At 73.9% G+C, this 25,308-nt stretch carries 22 protein-coding genes; 20 read left to right on the plus strand and 2 right to left on the minus strand.

Translation table 11 applies throughout. The annotated features are described in order from the left end of the window. The 6 genes from ABT297_RS33105 to ABT297_RS33130 all read left to right on the plus strand — a co-directional run. Positions 1-168, plus strand: a 168-nt coding sequence (locus ABT297_RS33105) for an oligopeptide/dipeptide ABC transporter ATP-binding protein (RefSeq protein ID WP_350556441.1), incomplete at its 5' end; no start/stop codon positions are given. Between the two features lie 7 nt (positions 169-175). Beyond that, positions 176-1,372: an amidohydrolase family protein gene (locus ABT297_RS33110; protein WP_350556358.1), complete on the plus strand. Its 1,197-nt coding sequence runs from the start codon at positions 176-178 to the stop codon at positions 1,370-1,372. 6 nt (positions 1,373-1,378) lie between these two features. Beyond that, positions 1,379-2,242 carry an amidohydrolase family protein gene (locus ABT297_RS33115; protein ID WP_350556360.1) on the plus strand — a complete coding sequence of 288 codons (864 nt, stop codon included), beginning with the start codon at positions 1,379-1,381 and terminating at the stop codon, positions 2,240-2,242. Positions 2,243-2,505: 263 nt separating this feature from the next. Continuing rightward, positions 2,506-4,647: an acyl-CoA dehydrogenase family protein gene (locus ABT297_RS33120; protein WP_350556362.1), complete on the plus strand. Its 2,142-nt coding sequence runs from the start codon at positions 2,506-2,508 to the stop codon at positions 4,645-4,647. Next, positions 4,644-6,284: a long-chain-fatty-acid--CoA ligase gene (locus ABT297_RS33125; RefSeq protein WP_350556364.1), complete on the plus strand. Its 1,641-nt coding sequence runs from the start codon at positions 4,644-4,646 to the stop codon at positions 6,282-6,284. Before ABT297_RS33120 ends, ABT297_RS33125 begins: the two co-directional genes overlap by 4 nt. Before the next feature lie 26 nt (positions 6,285-6,310). Beyond that, positions 6,311-7,234 carry an SDR family NAD(P)-dependent oxidoreductase gene (locus ABT297_RS33130; protein ID WP_350556366.1) on the plus strand — a complete coding sequence of 308 codons (924 nt, stop codon included), beginning with the start codon at positions 6,311-6,313 and terminating at the stop codon, positions 7,232-7,234. A gap of 55 nt (positions 7,235-7,289) precedes the next feature. On the opposite strand, the gene ABT297_RS33135 is transcribed toward ABT297_RS33130, so the two are convergent. Next, on the minus strand, positions 7,290-8,408 hold the full coding sequence (locus ABT297_RS33135; protein WP_350556368.1) for a steroid 3-ketoacyl-CoA thiolase: 1,119 nt from the start codon (positions 8,406-8,408) through the stop codon (positions 7,290-7,292). Between the two features lie 107 nt (positions 8,409-8,515). Here ABT297_RS33135 and ABT297_RS33140 point away from each other — a divergent pair, with 107 nt between their 5' ends. The 9 genes from ABT297_RS33140 to ABT297_RS33180 are packed head-to-tail and all read left to right on the plus strand — an operon-like array spanning position 8,516 to position 17,519. Then, positions 8,516-9,694, plus strand: a complete 1,179-nt coding sequence (locus ABT297_RS33140) for an acyl-CoA dehydrogenase family protein (protein WP_350556370.1) — start codon at positions 8,516-8,518, stop codon at positions 9,692-9,694. A 43-nt stretch (positions 9,695-9,737) separates the two neighbouring features. Then, positions 9,738-10,754, plus strand: a complete 1,017-nt coding sequence (locus tag ABT297_RS33145) for an OB-fold domain-containing protein (protein WP_350556372.1) — start codon at positions 9,738-9,740, stop codon at positions 10,752-10,754. A gap of 4 nt (positions 10,755-10,758) precedes the next feature. Next, a complete protein-coding gene (locus ABT297_RS33150; protein WP_350556374.1) occupies positions 10,759-11,841 on the plus strand; it encodes an acyl-CoA dehydrogenase family protein in 1,083 nt (360 codons plus the stop codon). Next, the gene (locus tag ABT297_RS33155) at positions 11,838-12,266 is read left to right on the plus strand and encodes a MaoC family dehydratase (RefSeq protein WP_350556376.1); all 429 of its coding nucleotides are present in this window, start codon (positions 11,838-11,840) and stop codon (positions 12,264-12,266) included. The genes ABT297_RS33150 and ABT297_RS33155 overlap by 4 nt, the downstream gene beginning before the upstream one ends. Beyond that, positions 12,263-13,462: a lipid-transfer protein gene (locus ABT297_RS33160; protein ID WP_350556378.1), complete on the plus strand. Its 1,200-nt coding sequence runs from the start codon at positions 12,263-12,265 to the stop codon at positions 13,460-13,462. The genes ABT297_RS33155 and ABT297_RS33160 overlap by 4 nt, the downstream gene beginning before the upstream one ends. Then, positions 13,459-14,916 carry a class I adenylate-forming enzyme family protein gene (locus ABT297_RS33165; protein WP_350556380.1) on the plus strand — a complete coding sequence of 486 codons (1,458 nt, stop codon included), beginning with the start codon at positions 13,459-13,461 and terminating at the stop codon, positions 14,914-14,916. The genes ABT297_RS33160 and ABT297_RS33165 overlap by 4 nt, the downstream gene beginning before the upstream one ends. Further along, positions 14,913-17,246 (plus strand): CaiB/BaiF CoA transferase family protein, encoded by a 2,334-nt coding sequence (locus tag ABT297_RS33170; protein ID WP_350556382.1) that lies wholly within the window; start codon positions 14,913-14,915, stop codon positions 17,244-17,246. Before ABT297_RS33165 ends, ABT297_RS33170 begins: the two co-directional genes overlap by 4 nt. After that, positions 17,243-17,374, plus strand: coding sequence for a hypothetical protein (locus tag ABT297_RS33175; RefSeq protein WP_350556384.1), 132 nt, complete (start codon positions 17,243-17,245; stop codon positions 17,372-17,374). Before ABT297_RS33170 ends, ABT297_RS33175 begins: the two co-directional genes overlap by 4 nt. A 4-nt stretch (positions 17,375-17,378) precedes the next feature. Beyond that, positions 17,379-17,519 (plus strand): hypothetical protein, encoded by a 141-nt coding sequence (locus tag ABT297_RS33180; RefSeq protein WP_350556386.1) that lies wholly within the window; start codon positions 17,379-17,381, stop codon positions 17,517-17,519. 35 nt (positions 17,520-17,554) lie between these two features. On the opposite strand, the gene ABT297_RS33185 is transcribed toward ABT297_RS33180, so the two are convergent. Then, entirely contained in the window at positions 17,555-19,126 is a 1,572-nt protein-coding gene (locus ABT297_RS33185) for a CoA transferase (RefSeq protein ID WP_350556388.1), read from the minus strand. A 29-nt stretch (positions 19,127-19,155) separates the two neighbouring features. Between ABT297_RS33185 and ABT297_RS33190 the strand changes: the two genes are divergently transcribed. From ABT297_RS33190 to ABT297_RS33210, 5 genes are all read left to right on the plus strand, one after another. After that, on the plus strand, positions 19,156-20,826 hold the full coding sequence (locus ABT297_RS33190) for a thiamine pyrophosphate-binding protein (RefSeq protein WP_350556390.1): 1,671 nt from the start codon (positions 19,156-19,158) through the stop codon (positions 20,824-20,826). 73 nt (positions 20,827-20,899) lie between these two features. Beyond that, positions 20,900-22,123: an acyl-CoA dehydrogenase family protein gene (locus ABT297_RS33195; protein WP_350556392.1), complete on the plus strand. Its 1,224-nt coding sequence runs from the start codon at positions 20,900-20,902 to the stop codon at positions 22,121-22,123. A gap of 115 nt (positions 22,124-22,238) precedes the next feature. After that, a complete protein-coding gene (locus ABT297_RS33200) occupies positions 22,239-23,093 on the plus strand; it encodes an IclR family transcriptional regulator (protein ID WP_350556394.1) in 855 nt (284 codons plus the stop codon). Next, positions 23,069-24,244 (plus strand): acyl-CoA dehydrogenase family protein, encoded by a 1,176-nt coding sequence (locus ABT297_RS33205; protein ID WP_350556396.1) that lies wholly within the window; start codon positions 23,069-23,071, stop codon positions 24,242-24,244. The genes ABT297_RS33200 and ABT297_RS33205 overlap by 25 nt, the downstream gene beginning before the upstream one ends. Positions 24,245-24,254: 10 nt before the next feature. Further along, positions 24,255-25,256 (plus strand): MBL fold metallo-hydrolase, encoded by a 1,002-nt coding sequence (locus ABT297_RS33210; protein ID WP_350556398.1) that lies wholly within the window; start codon positions 24,255-24,257, stop codon positions 25,254-25,256. Positions 25,257-25,308 lie beyond the last annotated feature (52 nt).

The raw sequence follows: 25,308 nt of genomic DNA on the forward strand, positions 1-25,308 counted from the left end.
ATCCGCGGCGAGCTGCCCTCGCCGCTCGACCCGCCGTCCGGCTGCCGCTTCCGCACCCGCTGCCCGCGGGCGCAGGAGCTGTGCGCGCTGCAGGAGCCGACGGTGCGCCCGGCCGGCGACGGCCACTTCGTGGCGTGTCATTTTCCACTCGACAGTGAACAGAGGTGAGACCACCGTGACGCAGCTACGCCCGGAGCTGTTCTTGCCGGAGCCCGAACCACGTGAGGTCAAGTACACGGTCATCTCGGTCGACGACCACCTGGTCGAGCCGCCGAACGCGTTCGAGGGGCGGTTCCCGGCCAAGTTCGCCGAGCAGGCACCCCGCGTCGTGGTCGACGACGACGGCAACGAGGGCTGGATCTTCAACGGCGAGCGCCTGGTGCAGGTCGGCGCGCACGCGCAGGCGGGCCGCCGCAAGGAGACGGTGGAATTCGAGCCGGCCCGCTACGACGAGATGCGCCCCGGCTGCTGGAACATCCACGAGCGGGTCAAGGACATGGACATCAACGGCGTCTGGGCCGCGATGAACTTCCCGTCCGGCGTCACCGGCTTCTGCGGCCGGGTGTTCACCCACTGCAAGGACGCCGAGCTCGGCAAGGCCGCCGTCAAGGCCTGGAACGACTGGCTCTTCGAGGACTGGTACTCGCCCTACCCGCAGCGCATGATCCCGCTCGGCATGATCTACATGGCCGACGCGCAGGAGGGCGCCGCGGAGATCCGCCGCAACGCCGAGCGCGGGTTCCGCTCGGTCACGCTGCCCGAGCGCCCGCAGGGACTGGGCCTGCCGTCGCTGTTCAGCGGGCACTGGGACCCGATCATCGAGGCGTGCGCCGAGACCGGCACGGTGATCAGCCTGCATGTCGGATCCAGTGGCGGATACCCCACACCGAAGGACGTCGGCCCGGCCCGGCAGCCGCTCGCGGCCACGCTGTTCGGCCAGCTGTCGCTCGCCGCCTGCGCCGAGTGGCTCTGGTCCGGCTACCCCGTGCGGTACCCCAACCTGAAGATCGCCATGTCGGAGGGCGGCATCGGCTGGGTGCCGATGATGCTCGACCGCCTCGACAACCTCATCGAACGGTCCGGCTACGGCCTGGGCTGGAGCGATCGCCCGGCCGACGTGCTGCGCCGCAACTTCTGGTTCTGCACGCTGGACGACCCCTCGACGATCGACCTGCGCCACGTCATCGGCGTCGAGAACATCATGCTGGAGACCGACTTCCCGCACGGCGACGGCACGTGGCCGGACACGCAGCTGGTCGTGGAGAAGTGCTGGGGCCACATCCCGCCCGCCGAACTGCGCCAGATGTGCTCGCAGAACGCCGCGACGCTGTACCGGCACCCGCTGCCGCCGGTCGTGCTCCCGCAGGACTGACGCGCGATGCCGTTCCCCGCCGGTGCGCCCGTCATCGACACGATGATCGGCTTCCGAGAGGCCGGATGGGGTCAGTACGACTACATCAGGCGCCAGACGAAGGACCGCGAGTCGCGGGAGGAGCTCGACTTCCCGGCCGAGTTCCTCTTCCGCGACGTGCCCAAGGATCTGCCCACCGCCGACCCGGTCGCGGTCACCGTGGCCGAGATGGACCGCTGGGGAGTCCACAAAGGACTCATCCGGATCAACGACGACGTGTCCCGCGACGCGCTGCGCCGCTTCCCCGACCGGTTCATCCCGCAGCTGCGCCTGGACCCGCACCACGGCATGGACGCGCTGCGGCAGCTGGTGCGGGAGTACGAGACCAGCGGCGTGCGTGCGGTCTCGCTGTTTCCCGCGGGCTACCTTCCTCAGGTTCCCATCAACGACAAGAAGATGTACCCGATCTACGCCAAGTGCGTCGAGCTCGGCCTGCCCGTCTTCGTGTGCGCGGGCGTGCCCGGGCCCCGGGTGCGGATGGCCGCCCAGCACGTGGAGCTCATCGACGAGGTGATGTACGACTTCCCGGAGCTGGTCCTCGTCACCCGCCACGGCTGCGAGCCGTGGACCGATCTGGCGGTGAAGCTCATGCTCAAATGGCCCAACCTGTACTACTCCACGTCGGCGTTCGCGCCACGGCACTACCCGGCGGCGATCGTCGACTACGCCAACACCCGCGGCGCGGACAAGGTGCTGTACGCCGGCTACTTCCCGTCCGGGCTGAGCCTGGAGCGGATCATGACCGAGCTGCCCGCGGTGCCGTTCAAGGACTCCGTGTGGCCCGGGTTCCTGCACGGCAACGCCGCCCGCGTGCTGGGCCTGGCCACGTGAGCGGCCCGAAGCGAAGCGTAGGGGCCGCTCACCATGGGCGCAGGTTCAGCTCATGCCGCAGTCGGAGCGAAGCGGAGGTTTCGGCGTGAGTGGCCCGGAGCGGAGCGTAGGGGCCGCTCGCCATGGGCGCAGGTTCAGCTCATGCCGCAGTCGGAGCGAAGCGGAGGTTTCGGCGTGAGCGGCCCGAAGCGGAGCGTAGGGGCCGCTCACTATGGGCGCAGGTTCAGCTCATGCCGCAGTCGGAGCGAAGCGGAGGTTTCGGCATGAGCGGTATCGCGCTCACGGCCGAGCAGCGGGACCTGGCCGACGCGGTGACCGGCCTGCTGGGGCGGCACCTGCCGGCCGGGGCCGTGCGGGCCGGCCTCGACGGCTTCGCCGCCGGGACGCTGCCAGCCGTCTGGCCCCGCCTCGCCGAGCAGGGGCTGCTGAGCGACCTCGTGCCCGCCTGGGATCCGCCGGGCGAGGGCTGGGTGGAGCTGGCCGTCGTCGTCGAGGCGGCCGGACGGGCGCTGCTGCCCGGGCCATTCCTGCCCACCGTGCTCACCACCGCCGTACTCGCCGACGCCGGCCATCGCCCGCCCGCCGACGGCCCGGCGGCCTGCGCGCTCGGCCCGGGCGGGCTGCGGGCCTCGCGGACCGCGGACGGCTGGCGAGTCGACGGCAGCTCCGAGCCGGTTCTCGCCCTGCCGGGGGCCGCCTTCGCCCTGCTGTGCGCTCGGGCCGGCGACGGCACCGACGTGTGGTTCGTGGCCCGGCCCGGCGCCGACGCCGGGCTCACCGTCGCCGCCGCCGAGCCGGTCGACCTGACCCGGTCCCTCGGCCGTGCGGTGGCCGAAGGCCTGCGCGTCGATGCGGCCACGGGCGTGCGGACCGCCCGGGTCCGGGACCTGGCCGCGGTGCTGTTCGCCGCCGAGTCGGCCGGCCTCGCTCTCTGGTGCGTGGACACCGCGCTGGAGTACGCGCGGGTCCGGGAGCAGTTCGGCCGCCCCATCGGCTCGTTCCAGGCGGTGAAGCACCGGCTGGCGCGGCTGTGGGTGCGCTGCGGGCTCATCGCCGCCACCGCGTGGGACGCGGCCCGCGCCGTGGCCGACGGGCCCGCGCAGCTCGGCGTGGCCGCCGCGGCCGCCGCCGTGCGCGGCCCGGCCGATGCGCGCGAGGTGGCGCTGGACTGTGTCACCGTGCTCGGCGGCATCGGGTACACCTGGGAGCACGACATCCACCTGTACTGGCGCCGGGCCGTGGCGCTCGGCCAGCTGCTCGGCACGCCGGCAGGGTGGGCGGCCGAGCTGGCGGGGCGGCGTCGCGCGGCCGCCCGGACGTTCGACGTCGAGCTGGACGAGCCCGAGCTGCGCCGCGCCGCGGCCGAGGTCGTCGACCGGGCCGCCGCCCTGCCCGAGCCGCGGCGCCGGCGGTACCTCGCCGAACAGGGCTATGTCGCACCGGAGTACCCCCCGCCGTACGGCATCGACGCCGGCCCGGCCCAGCAGCTGGTCATCGCCCAGGAGTTCGCCCGGGCCGGGATCGCCGCGCCGGACCTGCGCATCGGCGCGTTCACGCTGCCCACCGTCCTCGCCTTCGGCACCCCGGGGCAGCGCGAGCGGTTCCTGCCGCCGGCGCTGCGCGGCGAGACCGTGTGGTGCCAGCTGTTCAGCGAGCCGGGCGCCGGGTCAGACCTCGCCGCCCTGTCGACCAAGGCCGTGCGGGTGCCCGGCGGTTGGCGGCTGACCGGGCAGAAGGTCTGGACCTCGCGGGCGCACGAGGCCGACTGGGGCGTGTGCCTGGCCCGCACCGACCCCGACGCCCCGCGCCACGGCGGCCTGTCGTGCTTCGTGGTCGACCTGCACACCGAGGGCGTCGAGGTGCGCCCGCTGCGGCAGGCCAACGGGGCGTACGGGTTCAACGAAGTCTTCCTCACCGAGGTGTTCGTCCCCGACGACTGCCTGATCGGCGAGCCCGGCCAGGGCTGGGTGGCGGCGCGCACCACGCTCGCCAACGAGCGGGTCAGCATAGCCGGCAAGGTCGTCGACGGCTGGGAGGCGCTCGTCGCCCGCGCCGGCGGCCGGGACGACCCGGCCACCGCGGTCGCGCTCGGCCTGCTCGCCGCCGACCAGCACGCGTTGCATTCGCTCATCCTGCGCTCCGTGCTGCTGCGGTTGTCCGGGCTGCGCTCCGGGGCGGAGTCCAGCGTGCTCAAGGTCGCCGCGGCCGAGCACCACCGGGCCGTCGCCACGGCCGCGCTCGACCTGCTCGGCCCGGACGGGGCGTCGGCGAGCGATGCCAGCCGCGACTACCTCGGGGTCCCGGCCCGACTCATCGGCGGAGGCACCATGGAGATCCAGCTCAACGTCATCGCGGAGCGCGTGCTGCGGCTCCCGCGCGAGCCGCGGACGGAGGTGACGTCATGAGCGAGCCGACCGTCGGTGAGCTGCTGCTCGCCCGGGCCGGCGACGACCGCACCGGCCTGCGCTTCGAGGGGGCGAGCTGGACCTGGGACGAGCACGTGCGGGCCAGCGCGCAGCGGGCGGCCTGGCTCGCCGGCTCCCGCCGCCCCGGCCCGTTCCATGTCGGCGTTCTCCTCGACAACGTCCCCGAGTTCAGCCTCATGCTCGGCGCGGCGGCCCTGGGCGGGTCGACGGTCGTCGGGCTCAACCGGACCCGCCGGGGCGCGGAGCTGGCCCGCGACATCTGGCACACCGACTGCCAGGTGGTGCTGACCGAGGAGCGGTACCTTCCGCTGCTCGACGGCGTGCCCGGCCTGCCGCCGGTCGTCACGATCGACGGCAGCGCTTACCCGAAGCTGCTCGCCGAGCACGAGGGCGCGCCGATCCCCGACCGGCTGCCGCCCGCGGACGCCCTCTTCATGCTGATCTTCACCTCGGGCACCACCGGCGCGCCCAAGGCCGTGCGATGCACGCAGGGCACGGTCGGGCTGCGCGCGGCCCGGATGGCGGTGACGACCGGGATGACGACGCAGGACACCGTCTATATCGCGATGCCGATGTTCCACTCCAACTCGATCGTCGCGGGCTGGGGGCCGGCCCTGGCCGGAGGCGCCACGATGGTGCTCAAGCGCCGCTTCTCCGCATCGGAGTTCGTCGACGACGTGCGCGCCTACGGCGTCACCTACACCAACTACGTCGGCAAGCCGCTGTCCTACATCCTCGCGACGCCGCCCGGCCCGGACGACGCCGACAACCCGCTGCGGCTGGCCTACGGCAACGAGGCGTCGGAGCACGACATCGCCGAGTTCGCCCGCCGGTTCGACACCGAGGTGGTCGACGCGTTCGGCAGCACCGAGGGCGGGGCGCGCTTCTACCGCACGCCGGAGACGCCGTCCGGCTCGCTCGGCCTGGCCCGCGGGGACGTGCGGATCGTCGACCCGGACACCGTGGCGGAGCGGCCCCGGGCCGTCTTCGACGCGGGCGGCCGTTTGCGCAACCCGCTCGAGGCGGTCGGCGAGATCGTCAACTTCGACGGTCCCGGTACGTTCGAGGGCTACTACAACAACGACGAGGCGACGGCGCTGCGGCTGCGCGACGGCCGGTACCACAGCGGCGACCTGGGCTACCGCGACGAGGCCGGCTTCTTCTACTTCGCCGGGCGCAGCCAGGAGTGGCTGCGCGTCGACGGCGAGAACCTGGCCGTGGCGCCGATCGAGCGGGTGCTGGCGCGCCACCCCGACGTGGTGCTGGCGGCCGTCTACGCGGTGCCCGATCCGGTCGCCGGCGACCAGGTCATGACGGCACTGGTACTGCACGAGGGCCGCCCGTTCGACCCGGAGGGCTTCGCGGCCTGGTTCGCCGTGCAGCCGGACACCGGCACGAAGTGGGCGCCCGCATTCGTGCGCGTCGCCGAGCGGCTGCCGCAGACCGCCACCAACAAGGTGGTGAAGGCGACGCTCGCGATGCAGCGGTGGAACTGCGCCGACCCGGTCTGGTGGTGCCCGCCGCGCTCGGCCGGCTACCGCAGGCTGGAGGCGGCCGACGTCGAGGCGATCCGGGCGCGCTTCGCCGCGCACGGCCGGGAACGGCTCCTGACATGACGGTTCGTGGCAAGAATGGGGAAGCGATGGACGACAGCAGCACCCGGCTCGACGGCCTGGTCGCGGTGGTGACCGGGGCCGGCCGCGGGCTCGGCCGGGCCGAGGCGCTGGCGCTCGCCGACGGCGGCGCCCGCGTGGTGGTCAACGACTTCGACGCCGACGCGGCCGAGGCCGTCGTGGCGGCGATCGCGGCGGCCGGCGGGGAGGCGGTGGCCGGCCCGGGCGACGTGGCCGACTTCGCCTTCGCCAAGGGGCTGGTCGAGACGGCCGTCGAGCGGTTCGGCCGCCTCGACGTCCTCGTCAACAATGCCGGAATCCTGCGCGACCGCATGCTCTTCGGGATGTCCGAGGAGGAGTGGGACGCCGTGCTGCGGGTGCATCTGCGCGGGCACTTCGCCACCTCGCGGTGGGCCACCGCCCACTGGCGGGAGCGGTCGAAGCGCAGCGGCGGCCCGGTGTACGCCCGAGTGGTCAACACCGCCTCGGAGTCGGCCCTGATCGGCGCGCCCGGGCAGGCCAACTACGCCTCGGCCAAGGCGGGCATCATCGCGCTGACCCTGGCCACCGCGCGGGGCTGCGCCGCCTACGGGGTGCGGGCCAACGCGATCTGCCCGCGCGCCAACACCCGCATGACCGCGGCCGGCGACGACACCGTCGCCGACGACCCGTTCGGCGCGGACAAGGTCGCCCCGCTCGTGGCCTATCTCGCGAGCCCGGCCGCGGACCGGCTCTCCGGCCAGGTGTTCGTCGCCTACGCCGGGATGGTGGCGCTGCTCGCGGCGCCGCAGGTGGACCGGCGCTTCGACGCGCCGGGCGGCACCTGGACGCCCGAGGGCCTCGCGGCCGAGCTCGGGCCGGTGTTCGCGAAGCGGGAGCCGGTGACCGACGGCTTCATGGCCGCCTCGGTGCGGGCGCTGGACGGCGGTGCCTGGGCCGGCCGGGCGCGCTGAGCGCGCCACCGTCCGTCGTGGACCCGGGGGATTCCACGACGGACGGTCGTGGCCGTCAGAGCCGTTCGAGGACGGTGGCGGTGCCGAGCGCACCGCCGGCGCACATGGAGACCAGTGCCGTGCTCTTGTCGGTGCGCTCCAGCTCGTGCAGGGCCGTGGTGATGAGCCGGCTGCCGGTGGCGCCGACCGGGTGGCCGAGCGCGATCGCGCCGCCGTTGACGTTGACCCGGTCCGGGTCCGGCTCGTGTACCCGCATCCACGACAGGACCACGGCCGCGAACGCCTCGTTGACCTCGAACAGGTCGATGTCCGACATCGACATGCCGCAGTCGCGCAGGGCCTGCGTGGTCGCCTCCACCGGGCCGTCGAGGTGGTAGTAGGGGTCGGACCCGACGACGAGCTGGGTGACGATGCGGGCCCGTGGCCGCAGCCCGAGCGCGCGCGCCCGGTCCGCGCTCATCCACAGCAGGGCCGAGGCGCCGTCGGAGATCTGCGAGATGGTGGCCGGCGTGTGCAGGCTGCCCTCCTCGACCGGCGCCAGTGCCGACACGCCCTCGAGCGTGGTGTCGCGCAGGCCCTGGTCGCGGGCGAACCCTCGCACCGGCACGATCTCGCGGTCGAATCGGCCCTCGTCCCAGGCGCGGCGGGCGTTGTGCTGCGAGCGGACGCCGAACTCATCCAGCTCCGCCCGGGAGATCCCGCGCCGCTGGGCGATGCGCTCGGCCGCGCCGAACTGGCTGGGCATGTCGATGTCCCACTCCGGCGGCCGGTGCCCGAGCTGACCGGCGACGCGGTTGGTGTACAAGGGGACCCGGCTCATCGCCTCGACGCCGCAGCCGATCCCGACGTCCAGCACGCCGGCCTGGATCATCGCCGCCACGATGTGGTTGGCCTGCTGACCGGAGCCGCAGGCGCAGTTGACCGTCGTCGCGGCCGTCTCCTGCGGCAGCCCGGCGGACAGCCACGCGAACCGGGTGATGTTGGCGGCCTGCTCGCCGGCCTGCGTGACGCAGCCGCCGAACACCTGTTGCACCTCGCTCGCCGGGATCCCGGCGCGGTCGACGACCGCCCGCAACGCCGTTGCCAGCAGCGTCGCCGGGTGTACGCCGGACAGCTCACCGCCCCGTTTGCCGATCGGCGTCCGTACGGCTTCGACCAGCACCGCTTCGCGCATCGTGGCTCCCTGGCAAGGATTCGGGTTTCTCCGGCGACCGCCTTGACCACCCTGACGCTAGCCAGTTACGTTCCTCTGAACAAGGTTCTGTGACGGGAACGTGGTTTATGTATCTGGACTACACGACCGAGCAGTACGGGCTGCGCCAGGACTTGCGCGCCTACTTCGCCGATGTGATGCGGGACGCGGACGTCGACCCGGCCGACCGGGCGGCGCAGCGTGCGCACTACCGCACGGTGACCAGGCGGCTCGGCGCGGACGGCTGGCTGGGCATCGGCTGGCCGCGGGAGTACGGCGGCCAGGGCCGATCCGCCCTGGAACAGTTCATCTTCTTCGACGAGGCGCAGCGCGCGCACGTGCCGGTGCCGACGATCGCGCTCAACACCGTCGGGCCCACGCTGATGCGCTTCGGCTCGCCGGAGCAGAAGGACTACTACCTGCCCCGCATCATCGCCGGTGAGATCGACTTCTCGATCGGCTACACCGAGCCCTCGTCCGGCACCGACCTGGCGTCGCTGTCCACCCGCGCGGTGCGCCGGGGCGACACGTACGTCGTCAACGGCACGAAGATTTTCACCACCGGCGGCGAGATCTCCGACTTCATCTGGCTCGCCGTGCGCACCGACTCCGACGCGCCCAAGCACAAGGGGATCTCGATCCTCATCGTGCCGACCGACTCGCCCGGCTTCAGCGTCACGCCGATCCACACGATGATGGCCCGCGCCCGGCCGACGACCGCCACGTACTACAACGACGTCGAGGTCCCGGCGGCCAACCGGGTGGGCGAGGAGAACGCCGGCTGGCGGCTGATCACCAACCAGCTCAACCACGAGCGGGTGGCGATGGCGGCGTACGGCGGCCTGGCCCTGCAACTGCTCGACGACGTGCGGGCCTGGGCGGCCCGGGCGCCCTACGGCGACGGGGTGCTGCTCGACCAGGCGTGGGCCCGCCAGGTGCTGGCCGAGGTGGAGGCCCGGCTGGAGGCCATGAAGCTGCTCAACTGGCAGATGGCCTGGGCGGTCGGCGCCGGCACCCTGGCGCCGGCCGGGGCGTCCGCCGCGAAGGTGTACAGCACCGAGACCGTCATCGAGTCGATCCGGGCCCTGCTCGACCTCGTCGGCCCGGAGGGCCACCTCACCGCCGCCGCCGAGGGCGCGCCGCTCGCCGGCCGGCTCGAGTCCGCCTACCGCGAGGTCGTGGTGGGCACGTTCGGCGGCGGCAACAACGACATCCAGCGGGAGATCATCGCGACCGCGGGCCTGCACATGCCGCGGGCACCCCGCTGACCCGCATCCCCGCCGTGACCCGTACCGAGAAAGGCACCCATCCGTGAGTCAGAGCACTGAGGCCGCACCGGCGGCGACGTTCATCGCCGCGCTGCGCGAGAGGTTCGAGGGCGCCGAGCTCGGCCCGGAGCAGCACGGCCGGTTCCCGGTCAACGACGTGATGATCGCCCACTGGTGCGACGCGATGGACGACCGGAACCCGGTCTACACCGACGCCGAGCTCGCCGCGCGGTCGGTGCACGGCGGGATCGTGGCGCCGCCCGCGATGCTCCAGGCGTGGATCATGAACGGGCTCGCCCCCCGCCCGCAGGACAAGGTCGCCGAGATCAAGGCCGCGCTCGCCGAGGCCGGCTTCACCTCCGTCGTGGCCACCAACTGCGAGCAGGAGTACTTCCGCTACCTGCGGCCGGGCGACCGGGTCGTGGCCAGGGGCGTGGTCGAGTCCATCTCCGACGAGAAGCGCACCGGGCTCGGCGACGGGCACTTCGTGACCACCCGGACCACGCTGTACGACCAGAACGGCGAGAAGGTCGGCACCCACATGTTTCGGGTGATCTGCTTCCGCCCCCGCGCCAAGGCCGCGGCGCCGGCGACGCCGCCCGCCGCGAGCGCCGCGAAGCCGGCCGAGGAGAAGTCGGCGGAGCCTCCGCCGGCCGCCGGCTATCCGTTCATGCGCCCGGCGGTCAGCGAGGACACCGAGTTCTTCTGGGAGGGCACGGCCCGCGAGGAGGTGCTGATCCAGCGGTGCACCGCCTGCCAGACCCTGCGCCACCCGCCGCTGCCGATGTGCCCGTCCTGCCAGAGCCTGGAATGGGACACCGTGCGCGCGGCCGGCGCCGGCACCCTGCACAGCTACGTGGTCATGCACCATCCGCTGCCAAAGGGCGTCACCGAGCCGTACATCGTCGCGCTCGCCGACCTCGACGAGGGCGTCCGGCTGCTGGCCAACCTCGACGGCGTGGCCGCCGGCGAGGTCACCATCGGCATGCCGCTCACGGTCGGGTTCGTGAAGGTCGACGACGACCTCACGGTCCCGCGGTTCCATCCGGCGAAGGAGTAGCGCGGTGGACTTCTCGCTCTCCGAGGAGCAGGCCGTCGTGCGCGACCTGGCCGCCGAGATCCTGGGCGCCCGCGCGGTTTCGGGCGGCGGCGAGCCCTTCGACCGCACGCTGTGGCAGCAGCTGGCCGAGGCGAACCTGCTCGGGATCGCGGTGCCGGCCGAGCAGGGCGGTAGCGGCCTGGGCATGGTCGAGCTGGCGCTGGTGCTCCAGGAGGCCGGCCGGGCCGTCGCGCGGGTGCCGCTGCTGCCGTGCCTCGTCACCGGTGCGTTGCCGGTGGCCCGGTGGGGCTCACCCGCCCAGCGGGCCGCGCTGCTGCCCGGCGTGGTCGCCGGTGACACGGTGCTGACCGCCGCCCTGGCCGAGCCCGGGCCGGCGGGGCTGGACACCGTGACGAGCACCCTCGATGGCGGGCGGCTGCGGGGCCGGAAGGTCTGCGTGCCGTACGCCGGCGTCGCCACCCGGATGGTCACGCCCGCCGCGACGCCGGACGGGGTCGTGCTGGTGCTGGTCGACCCGGCGGCGCCCGGCGTCACGCTGACGCCGCAGCCGACCACCGACGGCTCGCCCGAGTTCGCGGTGACGCTCGACGACGTGGCGGTCGGCGCGGACGACCTGCTCGCCGGCGCGGACCTCGCGCTGCTGCGCCAGCACGCGGCGGCGGCCGAGTGCGCCCTCGCGGCCGGGATCGCGGCCGGTGCGTTGAAGCTGACCGCCGACTACACCGGCAAGCGCGAGCAGTTCGGCCGGCCCATCGCCGCGTTCCAGGCGGTCACCATGCATGCCGCGAACGCCTACATCGACGTCGAGGCGATGCGTGCCACCGCCCTGCAGGCCGCCTGGCGCCTCGCCGTCGGCCGCCCCGCCGAGCGTGAGGTCGCGATCGCCAAGTACTGGGCCGGCACCGCCGGCCACCGGGTGCTCGGCCGGGCCCAGCACCTGCACGGCGGCATCGGGGTCGACACCGACTACCCGCTGCACCACTACCTGCTGGCCGGCAAGCGGGCCGAGCTCGCCCACGGCTCCGCGACCTGGCACCTGGCCCGCCTCGCGGCCCTGCAAACGCACACCACCGAGGAGCACGCATGACCACCCTGGCCGCCACCCGCCGTTACGACGAGGTCCAGGTCGGCGACGAGTTGCCGCCGCTGCCCATCCCGCTGACCGTCACGAAGATCATCTCGACCGCGATCGCCTCCCGCGACTACCAGCCGGTGCACCACGACCAGGCCGGCGCCCGCGAGCGCGGCTCGAAGGACATCATCATGAACATCCTGACCACCAATGGCCTGGTCGGGAAGTACGTCACCGACTGGGCCGGTCCGGAGGCGCTGGTCCGCAAGATCGCCATCCGGCTCGGCGTCTCCAACCACCCGGGCGACACGATGACGATGACCGGCACGGTCTCGGCCAAGGCCGACGGCTCGGTCGACGTCAGGATCCGGGGCGCCAACTCCCTCGGCGACCACGTCACCGGCACGGTCTCGCTCTTCCTGCCGCGGGGTGGCGCGTGAACCGCGACCTGAACAACAGCGCGGCGATCGCCGGCATCGGGGCGACCGAGTTCACCAAGAACGCCGGGCGCAGCGAGCTCGCCCTCGCCGCCGAGGCGGTCGTCGCCGGGCTGCGCGATGCCGGGCTCACCCCGGCCGACGTCGACGGTTTCGTGACGTACACCTCGGATCCCAACTCCGAGATCGACGTCGCCCGCGCGATCGGCGCGAACGACCTGACCTTCTTCAGCCGGGTGCACTACGGCGGCGGCGCCGCCTGCGCGGTCGTGCAGCAGGCGGCGATGGCGGTGCACAGCGGGGTCGCCGACGTGGTCGTGTGCTACCGGGCGCTCAGGTCGCGGTCCGGCTCCCGCCGCTTCGGCAACAGCGCGGCCGCCCGCGTACCCGCGAAGCCGACCACCGAGACCGTCAACCGCTGGGACTGGACGCTGCCGTTCGGCCTCACCACCCCGGCCTCCTGGGTCGCCATGCAGGCCCGCCGCTACATGCACGACACCGGCGCGACGAGCGTCGACTTCGGCCAGGTCTCGGTGGCGGCCCGCAAGCACGCGGCGACCAACCCCAGCGCGTACTTCTACAACCGCCCGATCACCATCGAGGACCACCAGCGCTCCAAGTGGATCGCCGAGCCGCTGCACCTGCTGGACTGCTGCCAGGAGAGCGACGGCGCGGTGGCGATCGTGGTGACCAGCCTCGAACGGGCCCGCGACCTCGCGCAGAAGCCGGTCGCGATCGCCGCCGGTGCGCAGGGCGCCGCGCACGACCAGCACACGATGGTGAGCTACTACCGGCCCGACATCGGCAGCCTGCCCGAGATGGGCGTGGTCGCGCGGCAGCTGTACGCGACCGCCGGCCTCGGCCCGCAGGACATCGACACCGCCGTCATCTACGACCACTTCACCCCCTTCGTGCTGCCCCAGCTGGAGGAGTTCGGCTTCTGCAAGCCCGGCGAGGCCAAGGACTTCGTCCACGACGGGCGGATCGAGCTCGGCGGCGAGCTGCCGATCAACACCCACGGCGGCCAGCTCGGCGAGGCCTACGTACACGGTATGAACGGCGTCGCCGAGGCCGTGCGGCAGATCCGTGGCACCGCCGTGAACCAGGTGCCCGGCGCCGCGCACGTGCTCGTCACCGCCGGCACCGGCGTGCCGACCAGCGGCCTGATCCTGGGCCAGGACCCGGCGGGCCGCGGGTGAACGTCGCCACGGTGCTGGAGATGGCGGCCGACGGGTTCCCGTCGGCCGGCGCCTTCACCTGCGCGGGCCGCACGATCAGCTACGGCGATCTGCGGGCCCGCGTGGCCGCGGCGGCCGAGCGGCTCGCCGGCACCGGCGCGCGACACGTGGCGCTGGCGGGCGAGAACTCCCTCGCCGTGCCGCAGGCGTGTTTCGCGGCCGCCTGGGCCGGGCTGGTCTACGCGCCGGTCAACCCGCGGCTGCCACGCCGGGCCCTCGACGCCCTGTTCGCACGCCTGGAGCCCTGGACCTCGCCGCTGGAGGGTACCGGGTCCGGCGACGATCGCCCCGCGGAGGTCGACACCGACGCGGAGGCGGTGCGGCTGTTCACCAGCGGCACGTCGGGCGCGCCGAAGCAGGCCGTGCTGCGCCATCGGCACCTGATGTCGTACCTGTTCGCCTCGGCCGAGTTCGGCGTCGCGGAGCCGGACGAGGCGGCGCTGGTGGCCGTGCCGCCGTTCCACATCGCCGGCACGATGAGCCTGTTCAGCAACGTCTTCCAGGGCCGGCGGGCGGTGCTGCTGGAGTCGTTCGACGCGCAGCGCTGGCTCGACGCGGTCGCGCGGGAGCGCGTCACGCACGCGTTCGTGGTGCCCACGATGCTGGCGCGGATCGTCGCCGCGATGCACCCCGGCGACGACCGGGTCGCGAGCCTGCGCTCGCTCAGCTACGGCGGCTCCCAGATGCCGGCCCCGGTCATCACCCGGGCCCTCGAGCTGTTCCCCGCGGGCACCGACTTCGTCAACGCGTACGGGCTGACCGAGACCAGCTCGACGGTGGCGGTGCTCGGCCCGCAGGACCACCGCGCCGCGCTCGTCGCCCCCGACGAGGCGGGCCGGCGCCGGCTGCACTCCGTGGGCCGGCCGATCCCGGGCGTCGAGATCTCGGTGCGGGACGAGGCCGGCGCGCCGCTGCCCGCCGGCGCGCGGGGCCAGATCTGGATCCGGGGCGAGCAGGTTTCCGGGGAGTACGCCGGCCGCTGCGCCGCGGTCGCGGACGGCTGGCTGGTCACCGGCGACGTCGGCGAGGTCGACGCGGAGGGCTTCGTGTTCGTCCACGGCCGCGCCGACGACGTGATCGTGCGTGGCGGCGAGAACCTCTCGCCCGGCGAGATCGAGGATGCGCTGCTGCGCCACCCCGGCGTGGCCGAGGTCGCGGTGGTCGGCGTGCCCGACGACGAGTGGGGCGAGGTGGTCGCGGCGATGGTGGTGCCGCACGCGCCGGGCCGGCTCGACGTGCACGAGCTGACCGCCTACAGCCGGGCCGAGCTCGGCTCGTTCAAGACGCCGTCGCTGATCGTGCTGCGCGACGAGCTGCCGTACTCCGCGGCCGGCAAGCTGCTGCGCCGCGTGGTCGGCGACGAGGTCCGGGCGCTGGTGGCACCCGGCCGGGCAGGGGAGGTGGCGGCGGGATGAGCGAGCGAGGCGCGCTCGCCGGGCTGCGCGTGGTGGAGCTCGGGTCGGGCATCGCGGCGCCGTACGCGGGGTGGCTTCTGGCCGCCCTCGGCGCCGATGTGGTGAAGGTGGAGCCGCCGGGGATCGGCGATCCGCTGCGCCGGCAGGGGCCGCTCGCGGCGAGCGGGTCGTCGGGCCTGTTCGAGTACCTCAACGCCAACAAGCGCAGCGTCGCGCTCGACGTGCGCGACGGCCCCGAGCTGGACCGGCTGCTCACCCGCGCGGACCTGCTCGTGGAGGACCTCGGCCCGGGCGGCCTGGCCGTGGCGGGCTATCCGGACCCGCGGCTCGACGAGCTCAACCCGGCTCTGGTCCGGGTCCGCCTGTCCGACTTCGGGCAGGACGGGCCGTTCCGGGACGTGCCGGCGACCGGGTTCACGCTGCAGGCGATGGCCGGTTGGGTCGCGCCCCGCACCCGGCCCGACTCGGTGCCGGTACAGGTCGGCGGCGACCTGCAGGAGTACGTCGCGGGCGTGTTCAGCGCGGTCGCGGCGCTCACCGCGCTGCGTGCGGCCGGGCGCACCGGCCGGGGCGTCGTGGCCGACGTGTCGAAGCTCGAGGCCGCGCACAGCGCGCTGCCGCCGCCCACCCTCTACGCACACACCCTGCGCAAGCTGGGGTGGGGCAGCGTGAGCGCGCAGCACCGGCCCCTGGACGTGGTGGCGTGCAAGGACGGCTGGGTCGGCATCAACATGCTGACCGCCCAGCAGTGGGAGGACATGTGCCTGCTGTTCGGGATGCCCGAGTTCATCGACGAATGGGCGGCGCTCAAGCAGGGCGGTCCGCGGCTCGGCGAGTTCGCCGCGAAGGCCGCCGAGTGGCTGGAGCGGCACACCGCCGACGAGGTCATCGAGCTGTGCCAGGCGTTCCGGGTCCCCTCGATCCCGGTGTCCAACGGCGCGACGATGCCGCGGCTGCCGCAGTGGCAGGAGCGGCCGTTCTTCCACACCGGCGCCAGCCGGGGCGGCGACGTGCTCACGCCCGGCTTCCCGTGGCGGCTGTCCGGCACGCCGGTCGGCGTGCGCCGGCCCGCCCCGCTGCTCGGCGAGCACACCGGTGAGGTCGCCGCCGAGCCCCCGGTGCGGGCGCGTTGGATCGCCGGCGCGGGGCCGCCGCCGGGTGAGCCGCCGCTGGCCGGGCTCAAGGTGGTCGACCTCGCATCGTTCTGGGCCGGGTCGTACCTCACCTGCTACCTCGGCGCGATGGGCGCCGACGTGGTGAAGGTCGAGTCGGTCCAGCGGCCGGACGGCTTCCGCTACGGCAAGACGTTCCGCGAGCTGGGCGAGGACTGGTACGAGCGCAGCGACGTCTGGCAGGGCACCAACCTCAACAAGCGCGACGTGACCCTCGACCTCAACTCCGAGCGCGGCCGCGAGCTGCTGCGCCGGCTGCTGGCCGACGCCGACATGCTGGTCGAGAACTACTCGGCCCGGGTCGTGGAGGCCTTCGGGTTCGGCTTCGATGCCGTGCACGAGCTCAACCCCCGGCTGGTGATGGTGCGGCTGCCCGGCTTCGGCCTGGAGGGGCCGTGGCGGGACAACGTCGGCTTCGGGCACGCGTTCGAGCAGGGCGGCGGCCTGGCCTGGATGACCGGGCACCCTGAGCTGCCGCCGGCCACCCCGGGCGGCTACGCCGACCCCGTGGTCGGTATGCACGGCGCGGTGGCCGCCCTCGCCGCGCTCGCGCATCGCGACCGCACCGGCGAGGGTCAGCTCGTCGAGGTACCGCAGATCGAGGTGGTCGCCTGCACGGGCGGCGGCCAGGTGATCGAGCACTCGCTCACCGGCGCGGTACCCATGCGCCGCGGCAATGCCGACCCGCGGGCGCTGGACCAGGGCGTGTACCGGACCACCGATGGATGGGTGGCGGTGACACTGCGCGGCGAGGCCGAGCGGGACGCGCTCGGCGGCGACGACCTCGCCGCGTGGTGCGCGCGGCGCACGTCGGCGGAGGCGGCCGGGGCACTGCGGGCGGCCGGCGTGCCGGTGGCCGCGCTGCCGGCGCCGGAGAGCTATCTGACCCACCCACAGCTGGTCGAGCGCCGGTACTTCACCCCGCTGACCCACCCGGTCACCGGCCGGGTGGAGTTTCCGGGCTGGCCGATGCGGTACTCGACCGGCCCGCAGGAGCACCACCGGTCCCCGGCGCCGACGCTGGGGCAGGACAACGCCGCGATCCTAACCGGCCGGCTCGGGCTCGACGCCGACGAGCTCGCCGAGCTCGAGCGGCAGCAGGTGATCGGCACCCGGCCCAAGGGGCTGGGCGCGAGTGCGAAGGAGACAGGGCGATGAGCGACACGACGGTCGCCGTGGGGACCCGGCTGCGGTGTGCCTCCTGCGGCAGCGAGCTGGTGGTGGTGCGCCCGCCGGCCGGGGTGACCCGGTGCTGCGGCGCGCCGATGACGACGGCGGGGCGGTGACGGGATGAACCAGCTGGGCAAGCGGTACGTCTGCCAGACCTGCGGCGGCGAGCTGCTGTGCACGAAGCCGGGCCAGGGTGCCGTGGAGTGCTGCGGCGAGCCGATGGCGCTCAAGGCGGCCCGGCCGCTGCCGTCCTCGGACTAGGCCGCGCCGTGTCCCACGCGCCGGGCCTCACTCGCTCATGGCTGCGCCAGTTCCGCCAGTACGGCGTCGGTGTCCGCGCCGAGGCCTGGCGCCCGGCCGGTGGCGGTACGGGCCTGTGGCGCGACGGCGGGCCGGGCCGGGTCGCCGTCGACCAGCCAGCCGCCGCCCGCGGGGCGCAGCCTGGTGAGGTCGGGCAGGCGGCACTCCGGGTCGGCGTCCGGGTCGCCGAGCGCGTGGCCGAGGGCCTCGCGCATCGCGATGTCGACCAGGTGGCTGCGCCCGTCCGCGCGGGCGGCCAGGATCGCCACCAGCGCGTGCAGCCCGGTGACCGGGTCGGCCAGCGCGTCGCCGGCCAGCTCGGGCCGGTCGGGCCCGCCGGACAGCACCGCGACACCGGCGGCCGCCGCGGCATCGTCGCCGAACGCGACCCGGTTGCGCCAGGGGCCGGTGCGCCCGTAGCCGGTGATGCTCGCCCAGACTCGGCCCGGCCCGGTGGCGAGCCAGTCGTGCGGGTCGATGCCGAGCTGCTCGGTGACGCGCGGGCGCAGGCTCTCCACGACGACGTCCGCGCGCCGCAGGAGCCGGTCGAGCCCGGCCCGGCCGGCCGCGGAGCGCAGGTCCAGCGCGACCGCCCGCTTGCCGGCGTTGAGCAGGTCGAAGAAGCGGGGATCGCCGCCGCGCGCCCCGTCCGGGCGGGCCGGGCCCTCGACCTTGACCACCCGCGCGCCGCACGCGGCGAGCAGCCCGGTGCTCAGCGGCCCGGCCCACAGGCCCGTGAGGTCCACGACCAGGGGCGGCCGCCCGGCGCGGGACGCCGGCGGGCCGGGGAGGGTCTCGATGCGCCAGGGCGCCGGCAGGCCGGCCTGGCCGCGCGCCCGGGCCTGCGCGTCGTTCGCCGCCTCCCGGGGCGCCGCGACGGGCGCGACGGCGAGGCCGAGCTCCTGGGCGGCGGCGACGGCGCGCTCGGCCGGTACGGCGCGCAGCAGCCTGTCCAGCAGCGCCGAGGCCGCCTCGCGGGTGGCCACCGGACCGTCCGCGCCGGCGGGGCTGTCCGCCGCGAGCACCAGCCAGGCCGGGATCAGGTCGAGGTCTTCGTCCCGGGCGAGATTGACGGCGATGTGGCCGTCGGCGACCCGGTACAGGCGGCAGCGCTCCGCGGCCGGGGCATCGGCGGCACCGCGCAGCGCTGCCCGCTCGCCGGGCAGCCGGTCGCCCGCCACGTCGACGGGCAGGCCGAGCAGGCGGGCGGCCAGCGCCGCGCCGCGCAGGTGGGCGAGGAGCCTTCCCGGGCCGGCCTGCGGTCGCGGGCCGCGCAGGAACAGCGCGCCGGCCGCCGCCCAGTCGGCCAGCGGCTCGGGGTCCTCCGGCGCGCGGACAACGCCGGCGAACCCGCCGCCGGCGATGAGCGCGGGGACGTCGGCGGCGGCGATGTCGCGGACCTGCTTGCCGGCGTCGTACCAGTCCGGCCGGGGCGGGTCCGCCGGGGTGCGCAGCCGCAGCACCGTGGCGCCGAGGCCGGCCAGCAGCCGACCCGCGTATCCCGCCGTGCGGCTGGCTCCGGTCTCGGCGAACCGCAGGCCGTGCAGCGGGCCGGTCGAGTTTCTCAAGCTACCGATTCTGCCAGGAGGTCAGGCACGTGAGAGTGGTGGAGCGGATGGCCGACATCCTCGTCGCCGAGGGCGTCGAGGCGGTGTTCGCGCTGATGGGCGATGGCAACATGATGCTGCTCGACGCCCTGGTCAACCGGGGCGTGCGGGTGGTGCAGGGCCGGCACGAGGGAGCGGTGCTGGCCATGGCCGACGGCTACGCCCGCGCGAGCGGCCGGCCCGGCGTCTGCGCCGTCACCTCCGGCCCGGGGCTGACCCAGACGGTGACCTCGCTCACGGTCGCGGCCCGGCACCGCAGCGCCGTGGTTGTGGTCGCCGGTGCGACCCCGCGCGGACCGGGAGGCCGGCCGGGGCAGCCTGGCTTCCAGTATCTCGACCAGGGGCCAGTGGCGGCCGCCGCCGGAGCCGCGTTCCGGCTGCTGCGGGCCGGATCGGTCGACGAGGACCTCGGCAGCGCGCTTGTCCAGGCGCGGCGGGAGCGCCGGCCGGTCGTCGTCGGCGCGCCGATCGACGCGCAGGAGGGCGACATCGCCGATCCCGGCCCGTACCGGCCGCCGCGGAGCGACGAGGGGCCGCCGGTGCCGCCGCCGGTGGACCGCGCGGCGGTCGCGGAGGCGGTGCGCCGCCTCGCCCGCTCCCGCCGGCCGGTGATCCTGGCCGGGGCCGGCGTGGTGGAGGCCGGCGCCGCCGATACGGTCGCCGCGCTGGCTCGGCGTGCGGGCGCGCTGCTGGCCACCACGCTGCTGGCCAAGGACCTCTACCGCGGCGAGCCGTTCGCGATCGGGCTGGCCGGTGGCTTCTCCCGGCGCACGGCGCGTGAACTGCTGGGCGAGGCCGACTGCGTGCTGGCGGTCGGCGCGAGCCTGAGCGCGCACACCACCGACAGCGGCCGGCTCTTCCCGCGCGGGGAGGTGATCCAGGTCGACCTCGACCCGCGGGCGCGCGGCGCGCTGCGGGTCCGCGGCGACCTGCGGGCGGTGGTGCCCGAGATCGCTGCCGCGCTGCCGGCCGGCGAGCGCTTCCGCACCGCCGCGGTGGCCGCCCGCATCGCCGGCGCCGCGGCGTATGACGACGCGGACCTGCCCGCGCAGCGGGCGGCGCTGGAGCGCTCGACGCTGCACCCGCTCGATGCGATGCGCGCGCTGGACCGCGCGTTGCCGCCCGACGCCCGCGTTGTGCTCGGCGTCGGCCACTTCTGGTGGTTCCCCGCGATCACGCTGACCCGGGACGACCCTCGGCAGCTGTTCTGCACGTATGACTTCGGCACGATCGGCCAGGCGATGCCGACCGCGGTCGGGGTGGCGCTGGCCACCGGCGCACCGGCGGTGGTCGTGGACGGGGACGGCAGCCTGCTGATGAACGTGCAGGAGCTGGAGACCCTGGCCCGGGAGCGGATCCCGGTCACCGTGGTGGTGCTCAACGACGGCGCCTACGGTGCGGAGGTGCACCGCCTCGGCGCCCGCGGCGGCGACTGCGGCCTGGCCCGCTTCGGCCGGCCCGACTTCGCCGCGATCGCCGCCGGGTTCGGGGTGCGCGGGGTGCGCGCGGCGGCGCCCGACGCGATCGGCGAGGCCGTACGCGGCGCGGGCGACGGCCCGCTCGTGGTCGACGTGCCCATGTCGGCGACCGCGATCAGCGAGCCGTACCAACGGATGTTCCCCGCCCCGCGGCGTGACGCATCCGCTGTCTCCAAGGGTTGACAGCGGCTGCGGCCGTCACGACGATGTTCTCAGTACCGAACTTTGTTCTAGAAGAGGAATTGGAGCACCGCGCGTGTCGAACCTCCCGCCAGAAACCGCCGAGATCCTCGAGGGTCTGCGGTCGTTCCTGCACACCGAGGTGATCAGCCGGCACGAGCGCCACGCCGACCTGCTGGACGACCCGCGGCGGCGCTACCGTCCCGACGGCCGCTACACCGAAGAGGTCGAGGAGCTCCAGCGCGAGATCCGGATGGCCTCCGCCCGAGCTGGCTACTATCACATGGTGGTCCCGGCGGAGCTCGGCGGCGGGGGAGAGGGCGCGGTCACCATGTATGCCGCGTGGGAGCTCATCCACCACGTGTGCGGCGCGCGGCACTGGCTCGCCCACGAGGCGCTCGCGCACTGGGCCACCGGCCCGAGCTTCGTGTTCGCCGCCGCCTCGGAGCGGATGCGCCGCAAGGTGCTGCCCCAGCTGCTGTCCGGCGAGAAGACGATGTGCTTCATGATGTCGGAACCCGGCGCCGGGTCGGACGTGTGGACGATGGCCACCCGCGCCGAGGCCGGGCCCGGTGGTTTCCGGATCAGCGGCACCAAGCAATGGATCTCCAACGGCCCGCACGCCGACTTCGCGCTCGTGTTCGCGGTCACCGACCCCGAGGCCGCCCGGGCCCGCACCGGCGGCATCACCGCGTTCCTCGTGCCCACCGACGCGCCCGGGTTCCGGCTCGACAGCGTCATCACCCTCTACGGGCACATCGGCGGCAACCACGGCATCCTTTCCCTGGACGGCGTCGAGGCCGACGAGAGCCAGGTGGTCGGCGAGCCCGGCCAGGGCGTGCGGCTGGGCCTCGGCGGCATCGCGCAGGGCCGGCTGTTCAACGCCGGCAAGGCGGTCGGGCTCGCGCGGTGGGCGCTGGAGCAGGCGATCGAATACGCCAAGGAGCGCACGACCTTCGGCGTCAAGCTGATCGACAACCAGGGCATCGCGTTCCCGCTGGCGGAGTGCGCCACGCAGATCTACGCGGCCCACCTCATGGGCCTGCACGCCGCCGGGCTGGTCGACCAGGGCCGGCCGGCGCTGAAGGAGGTCGCCATGGCCAAGATGTACTCCGTCGAGATGGGCACCCGGGTCATCGACCGGGCCATGCAGACCTTCGGCGGCATGGGCATCACCAGCGAGATGTGGTTCGCGGAAGCGTGGCAGGCGCTGCGGACCGTGCAGATCGCCGACGGCTCCTCGGAGATTCTCCGCCGGCTCGTGGCCGGGCGACTGGCGAAGGGAGATCTGGGCCTGTGACCGCCACTCTGCATTGATAGCATTGCCGTTCTTCCAGGGCGGACCGAGCCTCGCAACGAGCACGGTCGATCCAGCCCCTTCCTCGCAACACTCGAAGGACACAACGAGCGTGGCTATGTCGAAGCAACCGGCCGAGAACAACGTGGCCGACGAGAGCTACCGCGTCCCCGCGGTCGAGCGCGCCTTCCAGATCCTGCGGCTCATCGCCGCACAGGGTCCGCTGCCGCTGACCGACATCGTCGAGGGGACCGGGCTCAACAAGAGCACCGCCTTCTACACGCTGCGCACGCTCGTGTCGTTGGACATGGTGCTCTACAACGAGCAGGGCCGCCGTTACGAGCTCGGCCCGGGCCTCATGGAGCTGGGCGTCGCGGCGAGCGAGGAGATGAACGACATCGCCGTCGCCAAGCGCTACCTCGCCGAGTTGCTCGAGCGGATGAACGTGACGATCGTGCTGTACCGCCGCGTCAACCCGTACCAGATCATGCTGGTCGACAAGATCGAGCGGGTGCACCGGGTCCGGATCACCCTGCAGGCCGGCGTCCACGTGCCGATCCAGGGTGGATCGTTCGGCCGGGCGTTCCTCGCCTTCGACCCGCCCAAGCTCGTCGACGAGATCCTCAAGGGCGGACTGCAGAAGTTCACCCCGCGCAGCGTCACCAACGTCCGCGAGTTCAAGCGGCAACTCGCCGTCGTGCGCGAGCAGGGCTGGGCGGTCGACCACGAGGGCTTCGCGCTCGGCGTCAGCACCGTGGCCGCGCCCATCTTCGGCGCCGAGGGCACGACCGGCCTGGTCGCCGCCGCCGTCGGCTTCACCAGCGTGCTCACCGACGAGATCGCCGAGGAGTACGGGGTGCTGCTGCGCGAAACCTGCGACCGCATCGGTCGCACCATCTCGGGCCAGGCGGTCGCCACCGCGGCCACGACAGGACAGGTGGGTTCACAGTGGAAGTCAGCAAGACAGACGTGACCTCGGTCGCGTCCCCACCGCACCAGCTCAGCGACGAGGAGCGGATGCTGCGCGACACCGTGCGCGGCTACCTCGACGCGAAGGTCCGCCCGCTGGTGGCCCAGCATGAGCAGAGCCGAACCTTCCCGTGGCACATCGTGCCCGACCTCTACCGGTTCGGGTACGTCCGCGGCGTGGTGCCCGGCGGCCCGGACGTCACCAGCCACATGGTCCAGGCGCTGCTCATGGAGGAGGCCGGGCGCTGCTGGGGCTCGCTGCGCACCACCCTCAACGTCCAGAGCATGGTGGCCCGCCTGCTGTCCACGTCCGGCACCGCCGAGCAACGGGCCCGGTTCCTCGAGCCGCACCTGGCCGGGGCGCGCTTCGGCTGGTTCGGGGTCACCGAGCCCGACGCCGGCTCCGACGCGGCGATCCGCACCACCGCCCGGCGCGACGGCGATCACTACGTGGTGACCGGGCGAAAGATGTACATCACCAACGCGCTCGCCTGCGACTTCGGCATCCTGCTGGTCAAGGTCGTGGGCGAGGAGCCGGGCGGGGTGAGCGCGCTGCTGGTGGACAAGGGCGAGTCGCCGTACGAGGCGCACGACATCCCGCACATGCCGGTGCGCTCGACAACCAGCTGCGAGCTCGTGTTCGACCAGGTGCGGGTGCCGGTCGCCAACGTGCTCGGCGAGGCCGGCCGGGGCCTGGCGAGCGTCATGGCCGCGGTCAACCTGGGCCGGCTCAACATGGCCATGGGCGCGGTCGGGCTGTGCCAGGCGTGCCTGGACGAGTCCGTCGCGTTCGCCACCCGGCGCGAGCAGTTCGGCCGACCGATCGCGGGCTTCCAGCTGGTGCAGCAGATGGTCGTCGAGATCGCCACGCTGACCCAGACCTCGCGGCTGCTCGGCTACGACGCGGCCCGTGCGCTCGACGCCGGCGGTTCGGGCCGCTACGAATGCTCGATGGCGAAGTACTACTGCGGCGAGTCGGCCGGCAAGGCGGCCACCCTCGCCCTGCAGGTGCACGGCGGCGCGGGCCTGATGGAGGAGTCTCCGGTCGAGCGGCTGTTCCGCGACGCCCGCGAGGCCACGATTCCCGAGGGCACCAGCCAGATCCAGATCCTCCAGCTGGGCAAGCAGTTGCTCGGCGTCTCGGCGCTGAAGTAAGCGGCGAGTCGTGCCGGCGAAGTGGCTGGAGCTGCCGTACGCGGCGGAGGCGAGCCCGGGCGTGTGGGTGGTCGCGGTCCCGATCCCCGACAACCCGCTGCGCTACGTGCTCGTCTACGCGGTGGCATCCGGCGACGGCGTGGTGCTCGTCGACGCGGGCTGGGGCGCGGCCGTGTCGTTCGAGGCGTTGCGCGAGGGCCTGACGGCGGGCGGCATCGGGCTGGACGCGGTCCGCGGCGTCGTTGTCACCCACCTGCACCCGGACCACTACGGGCTGGCCGGGCGGCTGCACGAGGAGACCGGCTGCTGGGTGGCCATGCACCCGGCCGACGCCGGCCTGATCGACGCGCGCTACCGGCGACGCGAGGAGATGCGCCGGCTGAACCGGGCGTGGCTGGTGGCCGCGGGCGCCCCGGCCGCCGAGGTGGAGGACACCGCGGAAAGCATGGCGGTGCTCGCCACCATGTCCGTCGTCGATCCCGATGTACTGCTCGAGCACGGCGACAATGTGCCGCTGACCGGGCGGACGCTGCGCGCGGTGCACACGCCCGGGCACACGCCCGGTCACCTGTGCCTCTACGACCCCGACGCGGGCATCCTGTTCAGCGGCGACCACCTGCTGCCCCGGATCACCCCCAACATCGGCTACCACACACAGTCCGACCCGGACCCCCTCGCCGACTACCTGGCCTCGCTGCGCGCCACCCTCGACTACGGCGAACCGCTGGTGCTGCCCGGCCACGAGAACCGCTTCCGCGGGCTGGCCGACCGGGTGGCCGCGCTCACCGCCCATCACGAGGAGCGGCTCGACCACGTCGAGGCGCTGGTCCGCGCCGGCGCCCGCACGGCCTGGGAGGTGTGCCACTCGGTGGAGTGGGCGGTGCCCCGCGGCCCGCGGTACGTGCAGCGTTCCGCACTCGCCGAGGCGTACGCCCACCTGATCCACCTCGAGACCCGCAACCGCTTGCGCCGTTCGGGAACGGCTCCGCAGATCTGGACGGTGGCGACATGATCGGGCTGAGCGCCGAGGAGCTCCCGGCCTACCGCGACGAGGGTGTGGTGTG

The organism is Dactylosporangium sp. NPDC000555 (genome assembly GCF_040300025.1).
In the GTDB taxonomy this organism is placed as follows: Bacteria; Actinomycetota; Actinomycetes; order Mycobacteriales; family Micromonosporaceae; genus Dactylosporangium.